This window comes from Streptococcus mitis, from assembly GCF_000722695.1.
GTDB classification, from domain to species: Bacteria; Bacillota; Bacilli; order Lactobacillales; family Streptococcaceae; genus Streptococcus; species Streptococcus mitis_O.
This window is the reverse complement of the sequence record NZ_JPFU01000013.1, coordinates 600,448-624,553: the sequence shown is the minus strand read 5'-3', so window position 1 is coordinate 624,553 and position 24,106 is coordinate 600,448. Positions and strand designations below refer to the sequence as shown.

Here is a 24,106-nt window from a genome sequence, read left to right as displayed (position 1 = left end):
AAGCCTTTTATGTTAAAAAAGAGAAAAAACTGTCAAACGTTTATCATAAATCAAAAGCAGAAAATCAATCATCTATCTACAAAAAAATGAAAGAAAGTGAAGCAAAATCCTTTTAAACCAAGATTTTAAACTTATTTTTTCAAGGAATACCTGATAAAATAGTCAAAAACAATTAATCTAAAGCGTCTCCACTAAGTGGATAGAATATTTTTCTGCAAAACGCTTGACATATTTCTAAAACATGATAAAATAATAGTCGTAAGGGCGAATAAAATCGCTTTCAAACAAGAACAAAATTTTATATAAGGAGATTTTTGCAAATGAACAATCAGGAAATTGCAAAAAAAGTCATCGATGCCTTGGGCGGACGTGAAAATGTTAACAGTGTTGCCCACTGTGCGACTCGTCTTCGTGTCATGGTCAAAGATGAAGAAAAAATCAATAAAGAAGTGATTGAGAACTTGGAAAAAGTTCAAGGTGCTTTCTTTAACTCAGGTCAATACCAAATCATCTTTGGTACAGGTACAGTTAACAAAATGTACGATGAAGTTGTTGCACTTGGTTTGCCAACATCATCTAAAGATGACATGAAAGCAGAAGCTGCCAAACAAGGGAACTGGTTCCAACGTGCTATCCGTACTTTCGGTGACGTTTTCGTTCCAATCATCCCAGTTATCGTAGCGACAGGTCTTTTCATGGGTGTGCGTGGTCTCTTGACTGCTCTTGGAATGACACTGCCAGCTGACGTGACAACTTACACTCAAATCTTGACAGATACAGCCTTCATTATCTTACCAGGTTTGGTTGTGTGGTCAACCTTCCGTGTATTCGGTGGAAATCCAGCCGTTGGTATCGTTCTTGGTATGATGCTTGTTTCTGGCTCACTTCCAAACGCTTGGGCAGTCGCTTCAGGTGGTGAAGTAACTGCTATGAACTTCTTTGGTTTCATTCCTGTTGTTGGTTTGCAAGGTTCCGTTCTTCCAGCCTTCATCATCGGGGTTGTCGGAGCTAAATTTGAAAAAGCTGTCCGCAAGGTTGTTCCAGATGTGATTGACCTCTTGGTAACACCATTCGTGACACTTTTGGTCATGTCTATCCTTGGACTATTTGTCATCGGACCAGTCTTTCACGTTGTTGAAAACTACATCCTTATCGCGACAAAAGCGATCCTTAGTATGCCATTTGGTCTTGGTGGTTTCTTGATTGGTGGGGTTCACCAATTGATCGTCGTGTCAGGTGTGCACCACATCTTCAACTTGCTTGAAGTTCAATTGCTTGCTGCTGACCATGCTAACCCATTCAACGCAATCATCACAGCTGCTATGACAGCTCAAGGTGCTGCGACTGTTGCGGTTGGTGTTAAAACTAAAAATCCAAAACTGAAAACACTTGCTTTCCCAGCTGCTCTTTCAGCCTTCCTAGGTATTACAGAGCCTGCTATCTTCGGGGTAAACTTGCGCTTCCGTAAACCATTCTTCTTTTCATTGATTGCTGGTGCAATCGGTGGTGGATTGGCTTCAATCCTTGGACTTGCTGGTACTGGTAATGGTATCACCATCATCCCTGGTACAATGCTTTACATCGGTAACGGACAACTTCCACAATACCTTCTTATGGTAGCTGTATCATTTGCCCTTGGTTTTGCCCTTACTTACATGTTTGGTTACGAAGATGAAGTAGACGCAACTGCATCTGCAAAACAATCTGAAGTTGCTGAAGAAAAAGAAGAAGTTGCGCCAGCAGCTCTTCAAAATGAAACACTTGTAACTCCTATCGTTGGTGATGTTGTCGCTCTTGCTGATGTCAATGACCCAGTCTTCTCAAGTGGAGCTATGGGACAAGGTATCGCTGTGAAACCAAGTCAAGGTGTGGTATATGCACCAGCTGATGCTGAAGTTTCAATTGCCTTTCCAACAGGACACGCTTTTGGTTTGAAAACAACTGATGGTGCTGAAGTTTTGATCCACGTTGGTATTGACACTGTATCTATGAATGGTGAAGGTTTTGAAGCAAAAGTTGCTCAAGGTGATAAGGTTAAAGCTGGCGATGTTCTTGGAACATTTGACTCAAACAAAATCGCTGCAGCTGGTCTTGATGATACAACAATGGTTATCGTTACAAATACAGCTGACTACGCTTCAGTAGCTCCAGTCGCAACAGGTTCAGTTGCGAAGGGAGATGCTCTTATCGAAGTGAAAGCTTAGTCTTTTCTAGCTAAATGAAAACGAACAAATGACCTGTTTGTTCGTTTTTGCTTGAATGGTAAGATTTACAGAGGAAAATCTAAAAAATAGAGAAATTTAGACTTTTCAAATATGCTATAATAAAGAAAATAAAAAACAAGAGGTTTATCATGACAAAATTATATGGAAGCTTGGAAGCGGGCGGTACAAAGTTTGTCTGTGCTGTCGGTGATGAAAACTTTAACGTTGTAGAAAAAACACAATTTCCAACAGCAACTCCAATCGAAACAATCGATAAAACCATTGAGTTCTTCTCAAAATTCGATAATCTTGCTGGTCTTGCAGTCGGTTCATTTGGTCCGATTGATATTGATAAAAACTCAAAAACTTATGGCTTTATCACAACGACTCCAAAACCAAACTGGGCAAATGTGGACTTGCTTGGTGCCCTTCGTCGTGCCCTTAACGTGCCAATGTATTTCACAACCGACGTAAACAGCTCTGCTTATGGTGAAGTGGTTGCCCGTAACAATGCTGGTGGCCGTATCGAAAACTTAGTTTACTACACAATCGGTACAGGTATCGGTGCAGGTGTCATCCAACGTGGTGAGTTTATCGGTGGTGTGGGTCACCCTGAAATGGGTCACTACTATGTTGCTAGACACCCAATGGATATTGAAAAAGAATTCAACGGTGTTTGTCCATTCCACAAAGGATGTTTGGAAGGCTATGCAGCTGGTCCAAGTTTGGAAGCTCGTACAGGTGTTCGTGGGGAAAACATTGAACTCAACAACCCTGTTTGGGATGTTCAAGCCTACTATATCGCTCAAGCTGCGGTTAATGCGACAGTGACTTTCCGCCCAGACGTGATTGTCTTTGGTGGAGGGGTCATGGCTCAACAACACATGCTGGACCGTGTCCGTGAGAAATTTACATCTCTTCTCAATGGTTACCTACCAGTACCTGATGTGCGTGATTACATCGTGACACCAGCAGTTGCAGGAAATGGTTCTGCCACACTTGGGAACTTTGTTCTTGCAAAAGAAGTTTCAAAATAAAGCACAAAATCCGCTTGGGAAACCAAACGGATTTTGTGGCTGAAAACAATATTTTTGAGCCTTTCCTTAAGTGATTACGGACGGTAGCGACTTTCTTCGAAATTTCATACCTAAACTTTGAGCCTAATGTCTCAAAGTTTCGGAACATCTGAAACCATTAGATTTCAGGTGTTTCTATCACGGCGGAAAGGCTAGGTAAGTCCTCGCCTCACTATCGAAAAATAGGCATGATTTCTATACCAAAGTATATTTAGTATCAAGCTATAGTTAATCTACGCTCTAAAAAATCCGCTTGGGCAACCAAACGGATTTTTACGTGTCAAAGCATTTGCCAGAAAAAGTCGATAATATAGGTCAGACCGTAGGTATAAACCACGAGAGTAAAGGGCTTGGTCAGAATGATGATGGTCATATAGCGCTTGAAGGTCATCTTGGTCAAGGCAGCCAGCATACAGAGAAAGTCAGCAGGACTAACAGGCCAAATCATCATAAAGATAAAGAAACGGTCAAAACGATTGCCCTTATCCAGCCAACCGATATACTTGTCGTAGGTGCGCTTGCTGACGACGGACTGGACAAAAGCAGCCCCATAGAGGCGCACCAGATAAAAGATAATGGCACAGCCAATCACGATGCCGATATAGTTGTAGATGGTGCCAATGATGTGCCCGTAGATAAAGACTCCTGCCACCGAGGTCAAGGCCCCAGGAATGATAGGAACGACCGTCTGTAAAATCTGTAAAAAAATAAAGAGAGGTGGCCCCCAAATCCCTGCCTGCTGGATAAAGGCAGAGAGGGTTTCCTTAGACTGTAAAATCCCAGCCTGATAAGCCCAAATACAGAAAATCAAACTCCCAACCCCACCGACAATCGATGAGATGTTGATAACTTGCTGCAGAAGGGGAGAAACAGCTTTCATTTGTTTATCCTGTGACATGTAAACTCCTCATAGATAGTATATTTCTACTATACCATATTTTGGAGGAGAAAGGGGGAATGAGTCTTTTTGATGAGGAATGGATAGTAAATAGGTCTTCGATACTTAGAATAGGTCTGTTCCCTAAAGTTTACATGTATTCTAGGTTTAGAACAATCGTAATTCCATAAATTTAAAAGCATTCTACTGTTGACGGTGGTGGTCAATTCTCAAGAGGAATATGACCAAGTGGAAAGTAAGGCGCGTGCTTCCAAGTCTGCCAAGGAAGTTGGCACGACCAGACAACTCCGAACTGAACTTTCAACTAGCTACGACCATACCGCAGCCAGCGCAGAAGCCTATCCTGAAAAAGAACACTTGACTCAACTCTTCAAGGAACTCAATGGCATCCGAGATAGCAAACGCCGTCTCATCACTAGTAGCAAGAAAGATAAAAAGACCAAATCAGCAGAACCAGGCCAAGCAGCAGGATAAAGACAACCCCTTAGAAGCGGATTTCTAAGGGGATTTTTTGTGGTTTCGTGGTATAATTTTAGTAGGAAAATTAAAGAGAGAAAATAGATTCGATGTAAGATAGAAAGGAAAAGAATGCAGATACAGTTAATAAATTATAATGGACGTAATGAAAATGATTATAGTGTAACGGAGTGTAATTCATTTGGACATGCTCATTCTTTAGATTCCTATGATTTAAATATTATTGATTTGACTAGTTCGTCAATTTGGTTAAACCATTCTTCTATTACGGATTTTGAAACGCTAAACTGCGATAATGACTTTCAAACACTATTAACTAGTGTTCGTCACTCATTTAAGACAAAATTCTTATATATTTTACCTCCAAATATTAGATTTAAAACGGAATATACCTCACCAATTAGAGGAACAGGCAAAGAATTTTTGGCTAGGGAGCAACTTAAAGATATTATCAAGTATTTGGTTTATAATTTAGAAAAAGTTATACCAATAGATATTGATTTATATTACGAAAAAACTCATACAAATTTGTCAGGTATCAGACTATCAGCTGATTTCTATTTGAACTCAGAAATGGGGGAGAATTATTATGACGGTTATAATCTACCAGAGGATATGGTCTATTCGGACGGAAGCGAAAAATTAGTATTTGTATCACATGGTAAGTATTCATTAACGACCCTACAAGCTAAAAATAATGATGAATTATCAGTCTTAGTACAAAGTGTTTTGATGGATGAAACCGAAGAAGAGGCGCCTGACTGGTTTCAAGAACTACATTTTTTTGATGATATTAAGCAAAATGAAGCTATACAAATAGAAAATAAAAAGATTGAAGAGTCTAATGATAAAATAAAAATTTCAAAAGAAATTATTCGTGAAAATAAACGTTTTGAATCAATTTTATTTAAATCAGGATCGGAATTAGAAGTAATTTTGACAGAAATGTTAGAAATAATGTGTGATGTTCAAAGTGAATTTGAAGATAGAAAAAATGAAGATTATTCTTTCGAGAAAAATGGGATTCATTACATTTTTGAATTCAAAGGTTTAACAAAAGATGTAAAAAAATCAAATATTTCACAATTAGTGACTCACGGACATATTTATGAAGAAACAAAAGAAGTTGTTCCAGACGTAATTAAAAAGATAATCATAGTAAATCGATTTAAGGATATAAAACCTGAGGAACGGCTACCTGTTAGCAATAATGTTATTGAAGTAGCCTGCAATGCAGCTAATAATGTGTTGATAATAGATAGTCTTATTTTCTTAAAAATGTTTGAACAGTTTAAAACAGGAAAATTAAGTTCAGAAGATATACTATCTCGTTTCCGAGAAGTCAGCTTGTGTGAACTAGATAGATAGAAGGAATATGATTAAATCAAATATTAAACAGCATGTTGTTCCTAAAAGTTATTTAAAACGATTCAGTAAGAAAAATCTTAATAATAAAGGCTATAATATAGCAGTTAAACAATTTAAACTTAATAAAATTTTTATAGATTCAGTTGATAATGTGGCGTTTAGGAAAAACTTTTATGACGTTAGTGATAAAAAAGATTCTAAATATTGGGAGAAATTTTTCTCTAGCGAGATTGAACCGTTATATGGACCAGAGATGACTAACATAATTGCTTCACTAACATTATCTCAAAAAAAGAATGATGTTTTAACAGTTTCTCAGATTCGCTCGTTATCTAAAATGATCACTTTTCAAGTGTTAAGAGTTCCAGGATTTTTAGAACGTAGGTTTGAGAATGGGAAAATTATGTTTGATGAGACAATCAACGAAACATCCGAACAGTTTGAATTACATCCTGAAATAATAAAAGGCAGATTAGAAGATGTTGTAAATAATAAAAATGACTTTATAAGAGATATGACTATTCCATTAATTGCAGAGATAGATAGACTGGAAAAACTTTCTAAGGTATTGGTTGATAAAATTTGGTTAGTTTATTTCAATAATTCTAGTATTCCATTTATTACAAGCGACTCTCCAGTTGTGATGTATAATTTTATTAGAAATTCAGTTTCATATGCTGACAACGGTGTAGGAAGAGATGATACATTTATCTACTATCCATTGTCCAGTAAAATCCTTATTAAGATAGTACCAAAGAAGTTTTTTGGTAGAAATATGAAAAATTTGAATAATACACTAGGATTTTTTTCAAATCATGATATTACTTTTATAAACTCAGTTAATAATCTTCAAGCTAGACACGCTGAGAGACAGATATTTGTTCATCCAGATTCTATAGACTACTTAAAAACTATTTCTTATTCATAACCTAAATAACGCATTATTTTCGTTTTCTTAAAATATGATAAAATAGAAAAGACAATACATTAAATAAGGGAAGTAAAAATGGCAAGTAAAGAAAATACAGAACGCAAGGAACTGCATCGTAAAATTTGGGCGATTGCGGACGATGTGCGTGGAGCTGTAGATGGTTGGGATTTTAAGCAATATATCCTAGGAATCCTTTTCTATCGCTTTATTTCAGAGCATATGGCAGACTATTTTGACCGCGCTGAGCATGAGGCTGGGGATCTAGAATTCCGTTATGCTGAATTGAGTGACCAAGAAGCTGAGCAAGATTTCAAACCAGGAACAGTTGAGGATAAGGGATTTTTTATTCTTCCGAGTCAACTATTTGAAAATGTTGTCGAGAATGCCTCGCAAAATGAAAATTTAAACGAAGACTTGGCCAATATTTTCCAAGCTATTGAGAAATCAGCGATTGGCTTCAAATCAGAGGATGATATCAAAGGTTTGTTTGATAACTTGGATACACGAAGCAATATCCTTGGTGGAACTGTTCCAGAAAAAAATAAACGACTTTCTGACATTCTAAATGGTATCAATAGCATTAACTTTGGTAACTTTGAGGAAAATGACATCGATGCCTTTGGGGATGCTTATGAGTTCTTGATTTCCAACTATGCAAGTAATGCAGGAAAAAGTGGGGGTGAATTTTTCACACCTCAGACAGTCTCTAAACTACTAGCTCGTCTAGTGATGGTCGGAAAGGACAAGATTAACAAGGTCTATGACCCAACATGTGGTTCAGGCTCTCTCCTTCTTCAAATGAAAAAACAATATGAAGACCATATTCTAGAAGATGGATTTTTTGGTCAAGAAATTAACATGACCAACTATAACTTGGCTCGTATGAATATGTTCTTGCACAATATCAACTACAATAACTTTGATATTAAGCGAGGAGATACCCTTTTAAATCCTCAGCATTTAGAAGAAAAGCCATTTGATGCTATCGTTTCTAACCCTCCGTATTCTGTCAAATGGGTGGGAGATGGAGATCCAACTCTAATAAATGATGACCGCTTTGCGCCAGCTGGTAAGCTAGCTCCTAAGTCAAAAGCTGACTTTGCCTTTATCATGCATAGTCTCAATCACTTGTCCAATAAAGGTCGAGCAGCTATTGTATGTTTCCCAGGTATTTTCTATCGTGGTGGAGCTGAAAAGACCATTCGTCAGTATCTAGTAGATAACAACTTTGTTGAAGCGGTTATTTCCCTTCCAGACAATCTCTTCTTTGGAACTTCTATTGCGACCACGATTTTAGTTCTAGCGAAGAATAAAGTTGAAAATAAAACACTCTTTATTGATGCAAGTAAAGAATTCAAAAAAGAGACCAATAACAATGTCTTGACGGATGACAATATTGAGCACATTATTGAATTGTTTACTAATTGTCAAAGCGTAGACTATAAAGCGGCTCTCGTTGATAATGATGTGATTGGTTCAGAGCAGGATTACAACCTGTCTGTATCAACCTATGTCGAACAAGAAGATACACGTGAGAAGATTGATATTGATATGCTCAATCAAGAAATTGCAGAAACTGTAGCCAAGATTGATTACTTGCGTGCAGAGATAGACAAGATTGTAGAGGAATTGAGCCATGGCAAATGATGTGATTCTCTATAGAACTGATGACGGAGAGTCTGCTATTGAACTCCACTTGGATAATGGAACGGTTTGGCTGACCCAACAAGAACTAGCTGAGCTCTTTCAAACTTCTAAGCAAAACATTAGTAAACATATCAAGGTAATATTTGAAGATGGTGAATTAGATGAAACAGTGGTTGTCAACTATCAGTTGACAACCACTCGTCACGGTGCAATGGCTGGTAAAACTCAGTCAAAAAAAGTCGCCTACTATAATCTTGATATGATTTTAGCGATCGGCTATCGAGTGCGTTCCCCACGTGGCATTCAGTTCAGACTCTATGCTTCGACAATCTTGAAAGAGTATCTGATTAAGGGCTTCGCTATGGATGATGAGCGTCTGAAAAACTTGGGTGGAGGCTCTTACTTTAAAGAACTTCTTGAAAGAATCCGAGATATACGCTCAAGTGAAAAAGTCTTTTACCGTCAGATTTTAGATCTTTTCGCAACATCAAGCGACTATAATGCAAATTCAACAGAGGCAAAGAAATTCTTTGCGACGGTTCAAAACAAGATGCATTATGCTATTCACCACAATACTGCGAGCGAACTCATCTACAATCGTGTTGATAGTGAAAAGGAGTTTATGGGCTTGACTACTTTTAAGGGAGACCTTCCTACTTTATCCGAGGCAAAAGTTGCCAAGAACTACCTGACAGAAAAAGAACTCCGTGGACTTAATCAGCTTGTATCAGGATATCTAGACTTTGCTGAAAGACAGGCAGAGCGAGAAGAAGTCATGACTATGGCTGACTGGGTAACACACGTAGATCGTATCCTTCAGGCTACTGGAGAAGACTTACTGGACAATAGTGGCTCTATCTCTCGTGAACAGATGGAGCATAAGGTGGATAAGGAATATAAGAGCTACCAAGCCAAGACCCTTAGTCAAGTTGAAAAAGATTACCTCAAGGAAATAAAAAGTATTGAAAATCTAGCCAAGGAAGGAGGTAAGTGATGAACATCCTAGAAGAAATCCAGAACTGTCCCGTTGAGTGGAAAGAGTTGGGGGAAGTGGTTGAATTTCATAGAGGGAATGGGTTGCAAAAGAAAGACTTTGTTGATGAAGGAAAACCTGTAATACATTATGGTCAAATATATACAAAATATAAATTTTCGACAAAAACCACGGTATCTTTTACTGATGATAGTGTATTTTGTAAGTTAAGAAAAGCGAAGCCTAATGATATTATTATGGCGACGACGTCAGAAAATGTAGAGGATGTAGGGAAATCCATTGTATGGGAGGGAGATGAGGAAATAGGAATCTCTGGAGATTCCTATGTTTTAACGACTAATCAGAATTCAAGGTATATCAACTATTATTTTAGAACTTTTCAATTTCAAAAGCAGAAAGAGAGAAAAGTGACAGGGACTAAAGTAATTAGAATTAATTCTAAAGATATGGAAAAATTTTTAATTCCCATCCCTCCTCTAGAAATTCAAGAAAAAATCGTGCAAATACTTGACAAATTTACCGATTATGTTACAGAATTGACCTCAGAATTGACCTCAGAATTGACCTCACGTAAAAAGCAATATTCTTTTTATAGAGATAAACTGTTATCATTTGATGATGAGGCTTATCAGGTTGAGTGGAAGACACTCCTAGAGGTTTCTAAGAAGATAACATCAGGAGGCACACCAGATAGATCAAATAGTTTATATTATGGAGGTTCAATTCCTTGGCTTAGAACTCAAGAGGTAGATTTTCGGGAGATTTATGATACAGAATTAGGCATAACGGAAGAAGGATTAGCGAATTCATCAGCTAAATGGATTGAAAAAAATGCGGTTATAGTGGCTATGTACGGAGCAACTGCTGCGAAAGTAGGTATTGCCAAAATTCCATTAACAACAAATCAAGCATGCTGTAACATTGAGATAGATGAAAATATAGCAAATTATCGTTATGTTTACTATTGGTTGACTTATAATTATGAGACCTTGAAATCAATGGGACAAGGATCGCAATCAAATATTAATGCTGGGATAATAAAATCCTTCAAAATCCCAGTGCCATCTCTTGAAATCCAGTCCCGTATTGTTCAAGTTTTAGATAACTTTGATACGGTTTGTAACGACTTAAACATCGGACTTCCCAAGGAGATTGAACTACGCCAAAAACAGTATGAATATTTTAGAGAAAAACTCTTGACATTCGTCGCCGAAGGCGAGTACACTGAGAGTAGAGTAGAGTAGAGTAGTGGGACAACTCCGCTATTATCAAGCTTTTACAGTGGGTATTTGGTCCAATTCGAGTGAAGTTGGGAGTAATTTGTGATTTTGTAAGAGGAAATGGACTTCAGAAGAAGGAGTTTACAGAAAATGGGAAATCTGTTATTCACTACGGACAGATTTACACTAAATACGATTTTATAGTTGTTGAAACTCTTTCTAAAACTAGTGAAATAGTATTCGAAAAGTTAAAAAAAGCCTATCCTAATGATTTGATAATGGCAACAACATCTGAAAATGTTGAAGATGTTGGGAAATCAATTGTTTGGGAAGGAAAAGAAGAAATTGGAATTTCTGGAGATAGTTATATCATTCGTACGAGTCAAAATTCACGGTACTTGAATTATTGGCTAAGATCGATTTCGTTTCAATCTCAAAAGGAAAGAAAAGTGACCGGGACAAAAGTTGTCCGAATCAATTCGAAGGATATGGAAAAATTTAAAATTGTTCTGCCCCCTCTCACTGAACAAAAAAGAATTGTCTCCATTCTTGACAATTTCAACACCTTAACCAACTCTATTTCTGAAGGTCTTCCAAAAGAAATCGAACTAAGACAGAAACAGTATGAATATTGGAGAGAACAATTACTCTATTTTAATGAATAAGGAAAAATGAATAATGGCGTATGATAAGGTATTTAATACATTGGAAGATGTTGCAGATGATCTGATTTCAAGTGATAAGAAGGTGCATTTAATTTATGCTTTTAATGCTACAGGGAAAACAAGGCTATCTACAATTTTAAAGGATAAATTAAATATCTCGGAAAATGAGAAAGAGTCAAAGGTAAAGAAAATACTTTATTTTAATGCCTTTACAGAAGATCTTTTTACTTGGGAAAATGATTTAGAAAATGATGAAAATCGTTATCTTAAATATGATAAACGTACCTATTTTGGTAATTTTTTGGAAAACCAGCAACAATTTGATCAAGTTATTATAAATTTTCAGAAATATGTCGGAGATTTAATAGCTCCTATTTTTGAGGATATTGAAGAGCAGGTTGTTGATAAATTTGGTAATCCAGTTATTGATATTATTGGGGGACAACGTTTACCAAGAGTAAAAAGTAATTTCAAAAGCATTCGTTTTACTGTAGATGGTGAAACGGTCAAAATTTCTAGGGGAGAGGAAAGAATTTTTGTTTGGTCTATATTCATTACTCTCTTAGAACTTATTATTGAAGAATTGAGCGACTCAGAAATTGACTCTGATTTTCAAAATTTTAATTATATTTATATAGACGATCCAATTTCTTCATTAGATGATAACAACATTATTAATTCCGCAATTTTTTTAAAGGATGTCATTGCAAAATCTGGAAATACAGATTTAAAGTTTATACTTTCTACTCACCAACCACTTTTCTACAATGTATTATATAATGAAATCAGATTTGAAAGAAGAATTAAGAAAACCTGCTTCTATGTAATGAAAAAAGAGATTGAAAACAACGATGAAATAAAATATATCTTGACTGATGTTGAGAAGGATTCTCCGTTTGGTTATCATCTAAAGGTAAGAGAAGAATTACGTAAAGCTGTAGACAGTGGACGAGTAGAAAAATTTCATTATGCCTTGTTTAGAAATCTGTTAGAAAAAACAGCAACATTTTTAGGTTATGGTAGATGGGAGGAGGTTTTATTAGGATTAGAGGTCGTTGGTGAGGAGATTACCAAAGAAAATATAGAACCATATGCTCAAAGGATTGATTTATTTACTCATAATCGTCAATCGGACTTAGAGTTTAGAGAATTGCAAGAACGAGAAAAAAATACCTTAATAGAATTATTCAATAGTTTTGAGATAAAATATAAATTTAACCAAAAAGAGGAAAATGAAAATGGTTGATTATTCAAAAGTACATGAAGTAATTGCGGAAACAAATGAAGGGATTCTCTTGGCTGAGTATCAACCAGAGTATCGCACGGATAGAGAATTTCAGTCTGAGGCAGATTTGGAAAGACAATTGCTTATGGATTTGGTCAATGGTCTCAATTATGAACGATTGGATATCCATACTTCTTCAGATCTTTTAGCGAATGCAAAGGTTCAAATTGAAAAGCTTAATAAGGTGAGCTTTACGGATGCTGAATGGCAACGTTTTGTAGTCGAGTATTTAGATTGTCCCAATGAAGGTTTGGTTGAAAAAACACGAAAAATCCAAGAAAATCATATCTATGACTTTGTTTTTGATGATGGACGGATTAAAAATATTTTCATCCTTGACAAGAAAAACATTCACAACAACAGTATGCAGGTCATCAACCAAGTGATGCAAGTGGGGAGTCATACCAACCGTTATGATGTGACAATTTTAGTCAATGGTCTTCCGCTAGTTCAGATTGAATTGAAGAAGCGGGGAGTTAGTCTGCAAGAAGCCTTTAATCAGGTTCACCGTTATAGTAAGGAAAGCTTTAACAGCGAAAATTCTTTGTATAAGTATGTTCAGATTTTTGTGATTTCGAATGGTACTTATACACGCTACTTTGCAAATACAACAGCTCAGAATAAAAATCACTATGAGTTTACCTGTGAGTGGGCAGACCGTAAGAATAAGACCATTCACGAATTGGAAGATTTTACTGTTACTTTCTTAAGCAAGCGTGTCCTCTTGGAAGTTTTGACCAAGTATTGTGTTTTTGATGTGGATAATACCTTGCTCATCATGCGTCCTTATCAGATAGCAGCAACTGAAAGTATCTTGCGCAAGATTCATTCTTCCAATGAAATGAAGAATTTTGGAACCATCAATGCTTGTGGTTATACCTGGCATACGACAGGGTCAGGGAAAACCTTGACCAGCTTTAAGACTGCGCGCTTAGCGACAGAGTTGGACTACATTGACAAAGTGATATTCGTTGTAGATAGAAAAGACTTAGACTATCAAACTATGAAGGAATATCAAAAATTCCAACCAAATTCAGTCAATGGTAGTAACAATACAAAAGAACTACAATGCAGTATCGAAGAAAATGATGATCGAATCGTTGTCACAACTATTCAAAAGTTAAATAAGTTTATCACTGCAAATCCTAATCATGAAGTCTATGCTAAGAAATGTGTCTTGATTTTTGACGAGTGTCATCGTTCTCAGTTTGGGAAGGCTCAAAAGCGCATTAAGAAGGCTTTTAAACAGTACGCCCTATTTGGATTTACAGGGACACCAATTTTCCCAGAAAATAGTTTGACGGGTGAAACAACGCAAGAAGTTTTTGGAGAACAGCTTCATAATTACGTTATTACGGATGCTATTCGGGATAAAAAAGTCTTGAAGTTTAAGGTTGATTACAACTATATCAAGCCTGAAATTAATAAGTACAGGGATGCGGAAAAGGCGGTCGGTCGTGAGGTCGATGAGAAGAAGTTGAAAAAGATGGAAAAAGAACTTCTTCTTCACCCAGAACGGATCGCGACCATTACCGAATACTTACTTCGCGTGTATAATACAAAAACACACCGAAATCAACACTATACTCATAAACAAAAACAATTGTCTGGATTTAATGCTATGCTAGCTGTACAAAGTATTGAAGCAGCAAAATTATACTATGAAGAACTCCAACGACAGCAAGCAGCTTTACCAGAGGCTAAGCGTTTGAAAGTTGCGACTATCTTTAGCTTTGCACCTAACGAAGAACAGTCAGCTTATGGAGAAATTCAAGATGAAGAGCTAGAACCTCAAGATACAGCCATGCCTCTATCTTCTAAAGAGTTTCTTTCTAGAGCGATTGATGATTATAATCACATGTTTAAGACCAACTTCTCAGCTGATGGGAAGGAGTTTCAAAATTACTATCGTGACCTTTCTAAACGCGTTAAATCCAAGGAAGTAGATTTGCTGATTGTGGTCGGTATGTTCTTAACGGGATTTGATGCCCCGACTATGAATACACTCTTTGTCGATAAAAATCTACGTTATCATGGTTTGATTCAGGCATTCTCGAGAACTAATCGAATTTTTAACAAGGTTAAACCTTTTGGGAATATTGTTTGTTTCCGTGATTTAGAAAAGGCTACGCAGGAAGCTATTAAGACTTTTGGAGACACAAATAAGCTTGAAATTATTTTGGAAAAAAGCTTTAGTGAATACATGGATGGTTTCGTGGATCAAGTAACGGGTATCGAGGTCAAAGGATATACTGCGGTTTGTCAGGAAATTCTGGAAAGATTCCCGAACCCGCAAGAAATTGAAACAGAGCACGATAAAAAAGAGTTTGTTAAGTTATTTGGTGAGTTACTGAAGCTTGATAACGTCCTTCGAAATTATGATGAGTTTCAAGAAATCGATAAGCCTATCTCTGAAGGTTATCTTCAGGATTTAAGAAGCACTTATGTGGAAATTCGAGATGAATTTTTGAATCTTAAAAATTATGAAAAGACCAAGACTTTGGACGTTGACCTTTCAGATGTTGAATTTGAGATTGAACTCCTAAAAACAGATGAGATTAACCTAGACTATATCTTGGCATTGATTGTTGAAAAATCGAAGAATTCTGAGTCTAAAGAAATAATGAAAGCAGAAGTTAGTCGTGTGATTCGTTCTAGTATCGATATCCGTGCCAAAGAAGAGTTGGTTATCGGGTTTATCAATGACACCGATTTGCAAAAATTGAAAGACCATGATGGAATTATCAATGCTTTCTACGAATATGGCAAGGAGCACAAGAAAATCGCGATTCACGACCTAGCCGAGGCTGAGAAACTTGTAGCTGATTATCAATTATTCATAGACAAATCAATTCAACGAGGTTATGCTGAAAACAGTGGGACTGATTTGGATTCGATTATTCCACCCACTTCTCGTAGACAGGGAGCGCGTGAACGGAAAAAGCAAGAAGTTTTGCGTAAGATTCAGTTGTTAGTAGAGACTTATTCAGGTATTTAAGGATTAGTGAAATAAGGCCTTGTTAGAAGAAGGAGCCATTGATACGGTAATTGGTCTTCCAGCCAATATCTTCTTTAATACCAGCATTCCGACCACGATTATCATTCTCAAAAAGAACCGTACCAATCGTGATGTCTACTTTATCGATGCCTCTAAGGAGTTTGATAAGGGGAAAAACCAGAATATCATGACGGATACTCATATCGAGAAGATTCTGGAAGCCTACAAGTCACGTGAAGAGATTGACAAGTTTGCCCATCTGGCAAGTTATGAAGAAATTGTCGAAAATGACTATAACCTCAATATCCCTCGCTATGTAGATACCTTCGAGGAAGAAGAAGTCGAACCACTGACAGATATCGTTGGCAAGATTAATAAGACAAATGAAGCAATCCAAAATCAAACCGCTACCCTACTCGAAATGCTCGGTCAACTATATGGAACCACACCAGAAGCCGATGATGAACTCAAAAAGTTTTTGAAAGAGTTTGAAGGGTAAGATGTAGTTGATTTATTCGCTCATATTTAAGATAAAACTTTATCTAGGCTGATATAGTTGCTATTTTCTAACATTAGCGAGGAGGGGCTTTCTTCAAGCACGATAGAACAGAGAACTGTGAACTTGTATAAGGAGCTTAAAGATTTAATATGGTAGAATAGAGTGTATAGATTTTACTTGAAGCTTTGTCTAGAAAGGAAAACCATGACACCGACTTATGAAATTGATAATCCTAGACTCTCTTATCAGACCAAATTAGACCTATGGGAAACGGGATTTGGTTTACAAAAGGTAGATGACCTAGAGCCGTCTCCGTATATGAGAGAACTAGCAGAGCAAAATTCTCAAGGAAAGTTGACTTATCAAGAAGTTTATGACCAAGTAACGACTTATCACCAAGAGAAGGATGATAGCACAAGAGAAGCAGACCTTGTTGCCATGAGAATTGTGGAACTCTTGTCCTCTAATGCCTTTAAATTTGCTCCAACAACATTAAAATTGATTCATAGAGAGCTTTTCTTTGGTCTCTTGCCACATGGCATTCCCTTGGGAGAATATCGCTCTTACAACATTACAAAAAGTGAGGCTGTTTTAAATGGAGACAGTGTCATATATGATGATTTTCGCACGGTAGTAGATAGTTTGACCTATGATTTTCAGCAGGAAAGTCAATTTGACTATCGAGGAAAATCCGATATCGAAGTAGTGCAACATATCAAGACTTTTATTTCAGGTATTTGGCAGATTCATCCTTTTGGAGAAGGAAATACTCGAACGATAACAGTATTTTTGATTAAGTACCTTAGAACTATGGGATTTCAAGTAGACAACAAACCCTTCCAAGAAAATGCAAAGTATTTTCGAGATGCTCTTGTTCTAGATAATGCGAAGCTATTCCAGAAAAAAACAGAATATTTGGCACGATTTTTTGAAAATCTCTTATTAGCTGGGCAACATGATTTAGAAATAGACTAAAGAGATGAACGTTTTCTTTGCTCAAGGCTTAGAAGATTTAGAATGTTTTCGAGTAGAAAGAAGGAAGACGATGATACCCAACTATAAAATAACAGAAGAAATATTGAATCTCGTGCAGAAGATTTCTGAGTTGGCGACTCAACTTTCTTTCGAAACGAGAAAATTACACCTACGCAAGGAAAATCGGATTCGTTCTATTCAGTCCTCTTTAGCTATTGAGAATAATAGTCTTTCTCTGGAGCAGGTGACTGATGTCATAGAGGGGAAAAGAGTTCTAGGCCCTCTTAAGGATATCCATGAGGTCCAAAATGCTTATGAAGCTTATGAGAAGGTTTTTCGCTTAAATCCATACAGTATAGATGATTTTTTACTGGCTCATCGATTGCTGACACAGGATTTGGTCAAGCATCCTGGACAGTTTCGATTAGGCGATGTGGGTGTTTTTGATGGATCAGGGAAAGTTGTTCATCTTGGAGCGCGGCCACAGTTTGTTCCTAAGCTGGTATCGGACTTATTTTCTTGGGCTAAGTCTAGCCACATATCTGATATTGTCAAATCTTGTATCGTGCATTTTGAGTTAGAAATTATTCACCCTTTTGAGGATGGGAACGGTCGTATGGGGCGGATGTGGCAGAGCCTAATCTTGAGTAGATGGAATCCTTTATTTGAGTGGCTTCCTGTAGAGTCTGTTATTTACCGACATCAGTCAGGGTATTACCAAGCTTTAACAGAGAGTAATGAGGTTAATGATTCTACAAAATTCATCCAATTTATGCTTGAAGCGATTTTAGAAACCTTGCTGGATTATAGTCATCAAAAAAATGATAGTACGGAAAAGTCGGTTAAATTACTTTTGAAACCACGTGAGCTAGCTATTTTTGAAAAAATAGAGTCTTATCTTGTAGAGAATTATCAGATAACAACTGCAGTTGCACAAGAACTAACAGGTTTGAGTGCGGCAACCATGCGTCGTTATCTCCAACTATTTGTAAATCAAGGTTTATTAGAAAAATCAGGCTCTACAAAAAACACTCTTTATTCGCTCATAATTCGCTCATAATTCGCTCATTTTTAAGATACAACTTTGTTTCCATATTTCCTGGAAACTGATAAAAATCAAGGGGAAAGATGGAACAAACTAACCAAAAATCCCAGTGCCAGCAACTCTGGGCTAGGAACAAATATCTCGTTTTGAGCCATTCCAGCAATATTTACAATGAGATTCGCCAATACTTGAAGAATGAACAGGTGGAGGTGAGTCTGGTTCAAGAGATGATTGACCGTGCCTGTCAAATCCCAGAACACAGGGGTCAGGTTTGCAATGCTTTTCAGCATATTTGGGGCTATTTCAAAAAGAAAGCGACAGATGTTGAGCGCAAAGACTATATGCTCTTGCTGGATCGCTACCGTTTTGGTCATGCTTCCAAGGGAGACTTGATTGCTAAGACTCGAGAGTTGCTTAATCGCTATCCCAATACCTACTTGCAACATTCGACTTTACTGAAAGGAGACTCCCATGAGACTTTGGCATGAGGCTTTGATTTCACAACTTCCCCGTCCTCAACTTTTGGGACAACACCGAGAATGCTGCGCCCTTCGTGGTAATGGCTGGGGCAGAAATCATGCGACGGTGGACTATGTCTTTACCCACTCGCCTTATCGTCTCTATGCTTATCATCGCTTGATCATGGAGGAGATGGCTAACCGTGGTTACAATGTCAGTCCAGAGTGGCTGGACAAGAACTACCGAGGTAAGACCTGCTCTCCTTATGAAGATTTAGTAAAGGAAAAGTTGACTAGTCCTATATATAGTGAGCATGACCATGCCTACTATGAGGAGTGTCTGGCTAATCTCCGAGAGAAGGGGATTGAGCTGAAATAATAGTAAGGATTGCCTTCAATTTATAACTCTTCTCGTAATTTTTTCGAATAATAAAGATGAGACCTTTAGAGTTTTTCTAAGGTCTTCTTTTTATGAGTGTTCAGATTTACTTTTAATAACTTTTGAGTTATAATTTTAAAAAACCAAGCGTGAGTTGAAGGACTTAAAAAAAGAGGGTTAAGTGATGAAGAATAGTGCTATTGGGAGTAATTGGAAGGATGTCCGATCTGAACTCTTTACCAAGGAGGAAATTCTTGAAAGTGATATGCGAGTGGCTATCGTGAGTGAGTTGATTGAAGCCAGACATGAGCAAGGAATCAGCCAGAAAAAGCTAGAAGAACTTAGTGGAGTAAGCCAGCCTGTCATAGCTAGGATGGAAACAGGAAAGACAAGTCCTCAGTTGGACACAGTCTTAAAAGTCCTAGCTAGTTTAGGAAAGACACTAGCAGTCGTCCCACTTGAACAGAGAAAGAGTTGATAGGAAGAGGTTGGAAAACTTTAACAAATTTAACAGTTATAGTGCCTCAAGTGTATAATATAGAAAAATTATGCTTTATTTATATCAAGTGCGAACGAAGTGAGCTTTTAGCGGATATTTCCCGCTATAGTGGTATTCTAGATAATAATTTATTATTATCTAGAACGGAATTTTTGAGAGTAAAATAGTTCGGGGAACTATTTTAGCCTGAGCATAGAAATGAAAAGGCGAAGTGCTCAAAAATTAGGGATGAAATTACTTGGTTGGCTAAAATCATCCACTGGCTAATTTTACCTCCCGTCCGCACTTTTTCAGGGAAATATCAGAATTACAAAAGAAAAATCAACCTATAGTCTTTTCTAATAACAAGTCATAGTCACGTATAAGAATTACTAATCACATGTTTGAGCGTTCTAACAAAAATACAGCTAAAAACAAGCTATACAAAGGATTTGAGGCATTTGCCTCAGATCTTTTTCTTTTGTCTAAAATGGAGGTATAGTTTCAAACTATATCAAAGCCTAATTTTTTACAATTATACAGATGATTTCTTTTCTGTTAAGATAGTTTCAACAACAAATTTTGGAGGACACATCATGTCAACTACAATCATCGGTTTCCCTCGTTTGGGCGAATTCCGCGAATTAAAATTTACAACTGAAAAATACTTTAGAAAAGAAATCTCAGAAGAAGAACTTCTTGCAGCAGCAAAAGAATTGCGTGTTAAACACTGGAACATTGTCAAAGAAAAAGGTATCACTGAAATTCCATCAAATGACTTTTCTCACTATGACAACTTCCTAGATGCAGCTTTCCTCTTCAATGTGGTGCCTGCTTCAGTTCAAAACTTGGACTTGTCTGACCTTGAGCGCTACTTCGCTTTGGGACGTGGTTACCAAGGAGAAAAAGGGGATGTTCGTGCCCTTCCGATGAAAAAATGGTTCAACACCAACTACCACTACATCGTTCCTAAGTTTGAAAAAGACACTCAAGTTAAACTTGCAGGTCACAAAATCTTTGATGAGTTCCAAGAAGCCAAAGAACTTGGATTGAACACTCGTCCTGTTCTTGTAGGTCCATTCACTTTCCTTCAATTGTCAGACTTTGAAGAAGGTGTGAAAGCAGAAGACTTCGTAGACAGCTTAGTGGCTGCTTACCAAGAAGTTTTTGCTAAATTGGCTGAACTTGGTGCGACTCGCATCCAATTGGATGAAGCTGCTCTTGTAAAAGATTTGACAGCTGAAGAAAAAGCTCTCTTCTTGAACCTCTACAACAAACTCTTGGCTGATAAAAAAGGTCTTGAAGTCTTGCTTCAAACTTACTTCGGAGACGTTCGTGACGTTTACGCTGATCTTGTAAACTTGCCAGTTGATGCTATCGGTTTGGACTTCGTTGAAGGTAAGAAAACTCTTGAATTGGTTAAAGGTGGTTTCCCAGCTGATAAGACTCTCTACGCAGGTATTGTCAATGGTAAAAACATCTGGCGTAACAACTACGAAAAGAGCTTGGCTATTCTTGAGCAAATCCCAGCTGAAAACATCGTTTTGACTAGCTCATGCTCACTTCTTCATGTGCCATTTACAACTGCTAATGAAGAATTTGAACCAGCTATCTTGAACCACTTTGCTTTCGCAGTTGAAAAATTGGATGAAATCCGTGATTTGGATGCTATCCGCAACGGTCAAGGTTCAGAAGCTCTTGCAGCTAACAAAGAACTCTTTGCGACTGAGCGTGTTGGTGTCAATGCAGAACTTCGTGCGCGCATCGCTGGTTTGACAGACGCTGACTACACTCGTTTGCCAGCCTTTGCAGAACGTGAAGCCATCCAAGAAGAAGCTTTCAAACTTCCAGCTCTTCCAACAACAACTATCGGTTCATTCCCTCAAACAAAAGAAGTTCGTGCTAAACGTTTGGCTTACCGTAAAGGTGAATTGTCTCAAGAAGAGTACGATGCTTTCCTTGCTGAAACAATTGACGAATGGATCAAATGGCAAGAAGATATCGACTTTGATGTCCTTGTTCACGGTGAATTTGAGCGTAATGACATGGTTGAGTACTTCGGTCAAAACTTGTCAGGTTACCTCTTCTCTAAAAATGGTTGGGTACAATCATACGGTATGCGTGGGGTGAAACCACCAATCATCTGGGGTGATGTAACTCGTCTTAACCCAATCACTGTTAAATGGTCTAGCTATGCACAAAGCCGTACAAACAAACCTGTTAAAGGGATGTTGACTGGACCTGTTACCATCCTCAACTGGTCATTCCCACGTGAAGACATCTCTATCAAGGATTCAACTCTTCAAATCGCCCTTGCTATCAAGGATGAAGTGCTTGACCTTGAAGCTGCTGGTGTGAAAATCATCCAAATCGACGAGGCTGCTCTTCGTGAAAAATTGCCACTCCGTCGTAGCGACTGGTACGAAGACTACCTTGACTGGGCAATTCCTGCCTTCCGCTTGGTACACTCAACAGTAGCGCCAGACACACAAATCCACACTCACATGTGTTACTCAGAATTTACAGATATTATCCCAGCTATCGACAACATGGATGCGGACGTTATCTCATTTGAGGCTAGCCGTTCAAACCTTGAAATCTTGGACGAACTCAAAGCGAAAAACTTCCAAACAGAAGTAGGACCTGGGGTTTACGATATCCACTCACCTCGTGTGCCAAATGAAGGCGAAATCGACCACACAATCGAAGCCATCCTTGCTAAAGTGCCAAGCAAGAAAGTTTGGATCAACCCTGACTGTGGTTTGAAAACACGTGGTATTCCAGAAACAAAAGAAAGTTTGATCCGCCTTGTTGAAGCAGCTAAAGCTGCGCGTGAGAAATTGTAAGATAAGGATTTCTCAAGAAGCACTGTTTGGTCAATCTGCCTGTTTCACTTGGGTTCTAGGAATCCAGCTAACGAAAAAATCAACTAGAAAAGGATAATGACTATGTCACGCCAAACACCGTCACTCTCATTTGAAGTGTTCCCTCCAAACCCAGCCGTGGGTAATGATAAAATTATTTCTGCTCTTCAAGATATGCAGGAGTTGGCTCCCCACTTTATCAGTGTGACTGCCAGCAATAATAAATTTAATATCAAGGAAACGACGGTTCGTTTGGCTGACTTTATCCAAAATGACTTGGCGATTCCGACTATTGCCCACTTGCCAGCTATCTATTTGACCAAGGACAAGGTGGCTGAAACTATTGCTGATTTGGACAAGGTTGGGGTGCAGAAAATCTTGGCTCTTCGTGGGGATATTATTCCTGATGTGGAGCCACAAAAGGATTTCCGCTACGCCACTGACTTGATTGAGTTCATCAAGGAACAAGCTCCTCACTTTGATATTGTTGGTGCTTGTTATCCAGAAGGGCATCCAGATTCACCAAATCAGATTTCAGATATTCAAAATCTTAAGAAGAAAGTGGATGCAGGTTGTTCGAGCCTCGTGACTCAGCTTTTCTTTGACAATGAGCGCTTCTATGATTTCCAAGACAAGTGCATCTTGGCTGGGATTGATGTTCCTATTCATGCAGGGATTATGCCGATTCTGAATCGAAATCAGGCTCTCCGCCTCTTGAAGACTTGTGAGAATATCCATCTTCCACGCAAATTTAAAGCCATCTTAGACAAGTATGAGCATGACCCTGAGTCGCTCAGAGCAGCAGGACTTGCCTATGCGGTGGACCAAATCGTGGACTTGGTAACTCAGGATGTTGCAGGTGTGCATCTCTACACTATGAACAATGCAGAAACAGCAAAATACATCCACCAAGCAACCCATGCTTTGTTTAATCATCAGTCTCTAGGATAATAAAAAGCAAACCATTCTTCTCAGGTGAGGGGAATGGTTCCTTTTTAATGGTAAAGACCGCACTTTTTAAGAAAAATATGATAAAATAGACTCTGTACGTACTTGATACAAAGATGAGGGTATTTAGGTTGTAGAAGTTTGTTTAAAGTTGATTATTTTTTAAACAAAATCTGATAATGTGTGTCTCAAAAAACACGAAAGGAGTGAGTATTTAAAAGATATTTCACGCTATCGTGGTATCTTAGATGATAACAATATTATTATCTAAGACGGGATTTTTGAGAGTAAAATAGTAAAGATACTTAATTGAATTTTGGCCTCATTTCTTAGGAAAAAAATAAGCTTACTAGCACTCATCGAGTGCGGTGTCACCTTCCTATTTTTCTACAGAAATGTTCGGCAAGCCGAACCGTCCAAAATATCTTGATCAATTGAACCCGGCCGAAAAGCTGTGTAAAAAGATAAACTGTCTTGTCTTCATCGAAGACTTCGTCAGTTTCCTATTTTTACTTTGCTTTTGACGTCCTTGGTATCTTGAGTAATTGAACTCGCCTACAACTCTGTGGAAAAAGATCAATCTGCCTAGGAGCAGTCGCTCCGTCGTCCGATTTCCTATTTTCCTTTGAGTTGCTTAACGGCTTAGTATCTTGATCTTTGTAGGCAAGACGTATAATATTATCAATCCAAAGGGGAT

The 24,106-nt window shown here is 37.8% G+C and carries 18 protein-coding genes and 2 pseudogenes; 19 read left to right on the top strand and 1 reads right to left on the bottom strand.

Annotated features, from left to right (window positions below):
* The first annotated feature begins 320 nt into the window (after window positions 1–320).
* Both SK629_RS08220 and scrK read left to right on the top strand, forming a co-directional pair.
* Window positions 321–2,204: a sucrose-specific PTS transporter subunit IIBC gene (locus tag SK629_RS08220; RefSeq protein ID WP_042901407.1), complete on the top strand. Its 1,884-nt coding sequence runs from the start codon at window positions 321–323 to the stop codon at window positions 2,202–2,204.
* A gap of 149 nt (window positions 2,205–2,353) precedes the next feature.
* Window positions 2,354–3,241, top strand: coding sequence for a fructokinase ScrK (gene scrK, locus SK629_RS08215; protein WP_042901406.1), 888 nt, complete (start codon window positions 2,354–2,356; stop codon window positions 3,239–3,241).
* A gap of 319 nt (window positions 3,242–3,560) precedes the next feature.
* Here the strand turns inward: scrK and SK629_RS08210 are convergent, their stop codons facing one another.
* The gene (locus SK629_RS08210; protein ID WP_042901405.1) at window positions 3,561–4,178 is read right to left on the bottom strand and encodes a TVP38/TMEM64 family protein; all 618 of its coding nucleotides are present in this window, start codon (window positions 4,176–4,178) and stop codon (window positions 3,561–3,563) included.
* A 186-nt stretch (window positions 4,179–4,364) separates the two neighbouring features.
* Between SK629_RS08210 and SK629_RS08205 the strand changes: the two are divergent.
* The 17 genes and pseudogenes from SK629_RS08205 to metF form a co-directional block, all read left to right on the top strand.
* Window positions 4,365–4,652: pseudogene (locus tag SK629_RS08205) on the top strand (hypothetical protein); the annotation flags it as partial.
* A gap of 114 nt (window positions 4,653–4,766) precedes the next feature.
* Window positions 4,767–6,023, top strand: a complete 1,257-nt coding sequence (locus tag SK629_RS08200) for a hypothetical protein (RefSeq protein WP_042901404.1) — start codon at window positions 4,767–4,769, stop codon at window positions 6,021–6,023.
* A 7-nt stretch (window positions 6,024–6,030) separates the two neighbouring features.
* A complete protein-coding gene (locus SK629_RS08195; RefSeq protein ID WP_080710267.1) occupies window positions 6,031–6,951 on the top strand; it encodes a DUF4238 domain-containing protein in 921 nt (306 codons plus the stop codon).
* 78 nt (window positions 6,952–7,029) lie between these two features.
* Window positions 7,030–8,601 carry a type I restriction-modification system subunit M gene (locus SK629_RS08190; protein ID WP_042901403.1) on the top strand — a complete coding sequence of 524 codons (1,572 nt, stop codon included), beginning with the start codon at window positions 7,030–7,032 and terminating at the stop codon, window positions 8,599–8,601.
* Complete coding sequence (locus SK629_RS08185) at window positions 8,591–9,595, top strand: virulence RhuM family protein (protein WP_042901402.1); 1,005 nt, start codon at window positions 8,591–8,593, stop codon at window positions 9,593–9,595. Before SK629_RS08190 ends, SK629_RS08185 begins: the two co-directional genes overlap by 11 nt.
* Window positions 9,595–10,839, top strand: coding sequence for a restriction endonuclease subunit S (locus tag SK629_RS08180; RefSeq protein WP_042901400.1), 1,245 nt, complete (start codon window positions 9,595–9,597; stop codon window positions 10,837–10,839). Before SK629_RS08185 ends, SK629_RS08180 begins: the two co-directional genes overlap by 1 nt.
* Before the next feature lie 59 nt (window positions 10,840–10,898).
* Window positions 10,899–11,480, top strand: a complete 582-nt coding sequence (locus SK629_RS08175) for a restriction endonuclease subunit S (RefSeq protein ID WP_042901398.1) — start codon at window positions 10,899–10,901, stop codon at window positions 11,478–11,480.
* A gap of 13 nt (window positions 11,481–11,493) precedes the next feature.
* A complete protein-coding gene (locus SK629_RS08170) occupies window positions 11,494–12,726 on the top strand; it encodes an AAA family ATPase (RefSeq protein WP_042901397.1) in 1,233 nt (410 codons plus the stop codon).
* On the top strand, window positions 12,719–15,763 hold the full coding sequence (locus tag SK629_RS08165) for a type I restriction endonuclease subunit R (RefSeq protein ID WP_042901596.1): 3,045 nt from the start codon (window positions 12,719–12,721) through the stop codon (window positions 15,761–15,763). Before SK629_RS08170 ends, SK629_RS08165 begins: the two co-directional genes overlap by 8 nt.
* A gap of 13 nt (window positions 15,764–15,776) precedes the next feature.
* Window positions 15,777–16,262: pseudogene (locus tag SK629_RS08160) on the top strand (N-6 DNA methylase); the annotation flags it as partial.
* 204 nt (window positions 16,263–16,466) lie between these two features.
* Entirely contained in the window at window positions 16,467–17,237 is a 771-nt protein-coding gene (locus tag SK629_RS08155) for a Fic family protein (RefSeq protein ID WP_042901395.1), read from the top strand.
* A 70-nt stretch (window positions 17,238–17,307) separates the two neighbouring features.
* Window positions 17,308–18,297, top strand: a complete 990-nt coding sequence (locus SK629_RS08150) for a Fic family protein (RefSeq protein ID WP_042901595.1) — start codon at window positions 17,308–17,310, stop codon at window positions 18,295–18,297.
* A gap of 68 nt (window positions 18,298–18,365) precedes the next feature.
* On the top strand, window positions 18,366–18,770 hold the full coding sequence (locus SK629_RS08145) for a YbgA family protein (protein WP_042901394.1): 405 nt from the start codon (window positions 18,366–18,368) through the stop codon (window positions 18,768–18,770).
* On the top strand, window positions 18,754–19,119 hold the full coding sequence (locus SK629_RS08140) for a TIGR02328 family protein (protein WP_042901393.1): 366 nt from the start codon (window positions 18,754–18,756) through the stop codon (window positions 19,117–19,119). The genes SK629_RS08145 and SK629_RS08140 overlap by 17 nt, the downstream gene beginning before the upstream one ends.
* 184 nt (window positions 19,120–19,303) lie before the next feature.
* Window positions 19,304–19,597 carry a helix-turn-helix domain-containing protein gene (locus SK629_RS08135; protein ID WP_042901391.1) on the top strand — a complete coding sequence of 98 codons (294 nt, stop codon included), beginning with the start codon at window positions 19,304–19,306 and terminating at the stop codon, window positions 19,595–19,597.
* Window positions 19,598–20,193: 596 nt separating this feature from the next.
* Window positions 20,194–22,443: a 5-methyltetrahydropteroyltriglutamate--homocysteine S-methyltransferase gene (gene metE / locus SK629_RS08130; RefSeq protein WP_042901390.1), complete on the top strand. Its 2,250-nt coding sequence runs from the start codon at window positions 20,194–20,196 to the stop codon at window positions 22,441–22,443.
* A gap of 102 nt (window positions 22,444–22,545) precedes the next feature.
* The gene (metF, locus tag SK629_RS08125) at window positions 22,546–23,412 is read left to right on the top strand and encodes a methylenetetrahydrofolate reductase [NAD(P)H] (protein ID WP_000089956.1); all 867 of its coding nucleotides are present in this window, start codon (window positions 22,546–22,548) and stop codon (window positions 23,410–23,412) included.
* The last annotated feature ends 694 nt before the right edge of the window (window positions 23,413–24,106 follow it).

Coding starts and splice junctions, on each gene's coding strand:
- SK629_RS08220 (WP_042901407.1), top strand. CDS start 321: ATGAACAATCAGGAAATTGCAAAAAAAGTCATCGATGCCTTGGGCGGA.
- scrK (WP_042901406.1), top strand. CDS start 2,354: ATGACAAAATTATATGGAAGCTTGGAAGCGGGCGGTACAAAGTTTGTC.
- SK629_RS08210 (WP_042901405.1), bottom strand. CDS start 4,178: ATGTCACAGGATAAACAAATGAAAGCTGTTTCTCCCCTTCTGCAGCAA.
- SK629_RS08200 (WP_042901404.1), top strand. CDS start 4,767: ATGCAGATACAGTTAATAAATTATAATGGACGTAATGAAAATGATTAT.
- SK629_RS08195 (WP_080710267.1), top strand. CDS start 6,031: ATGATTAAATCAAATATTAAACAGCATGTTGTTCCTAAAAGTTATTTA.
- SK629_RS08190 (WP_042901403.1), top strand. CDS start 7,030: ATGGCAAGTAAAGAAAATACAGAACGCAAGGAACTGCATCGTAAAATT.
- SK629_RS08185 (WP_042901402.1), top strand. CDS start 8,591: ATGGCAAATGATGTGATTCTCTATAGAACTGATGACGGAGAGTCTGCT.
- SK629_RS08180 (WP_042901400.1), top strand. CDS start 9,595: ATGAACATCCTAGAAGAAATCCAGAACTGTCCCGTTGAGTGGAAAGAG.
- SK629_RS08170 (WP_042901397.1), top strand. CDS start 11,494: ATGGCGTATGATAAGGTATTTAATACATTGGAAGATGTTGCAGATGAT.
- SK629_RS08165 (WP_042901596.1), top strand. CDS start 12,719: ATGGTTGATTATTCAAAAGTACATGAAGTAATTGCGGAAACAAATGAA.
- SK629_RS08155 (WP_042901395.1), top strand. CDS start 16,467: ATGACACCGACTTATGAAATTGATAATCCTAGACTCTCTTATCAGACC.
- SK629_RS08150 (WP_042901595.1), top strand. CDS start 17,308: ATGATACCCAACTATAAAATAACAGAAGAAATATTGAATCTCGTGCAG.
- SK629_RS08145 (WP_042901394.1), top strand. CDS start 18,366: ATGGAACAAACTAACCAAAAATCCCAGTGCCAGCAACTCTGGGCTAGG.
- SK629_RS08140 (WP_042901393.1), top strand. CDS start 18,754: ATGAGACTTTGGCATGAGGCTTTGATTTCACAACTTCCCCGTCCTCAA.
- SK629_RS08135 (WP_042901391.1), top strand. CDS start 19,304: ATGAAGAATAGTGCTATTGGGAGTAATTGGAAGGATGTCCGATCTGAA.
- metE (WP_042901390.1), top strand. CDS start 20,194: ATGTCAACTACAATCATCGGTTTCCCTCGTTTGGGCGAATTCCGCGAA.
- metF (WP_000089956.1), top strand. CDS start 22,546: ATGTCACGCCAAACACCGTCACTCTCATTTGAAGTGTTCCCTCCAAAC.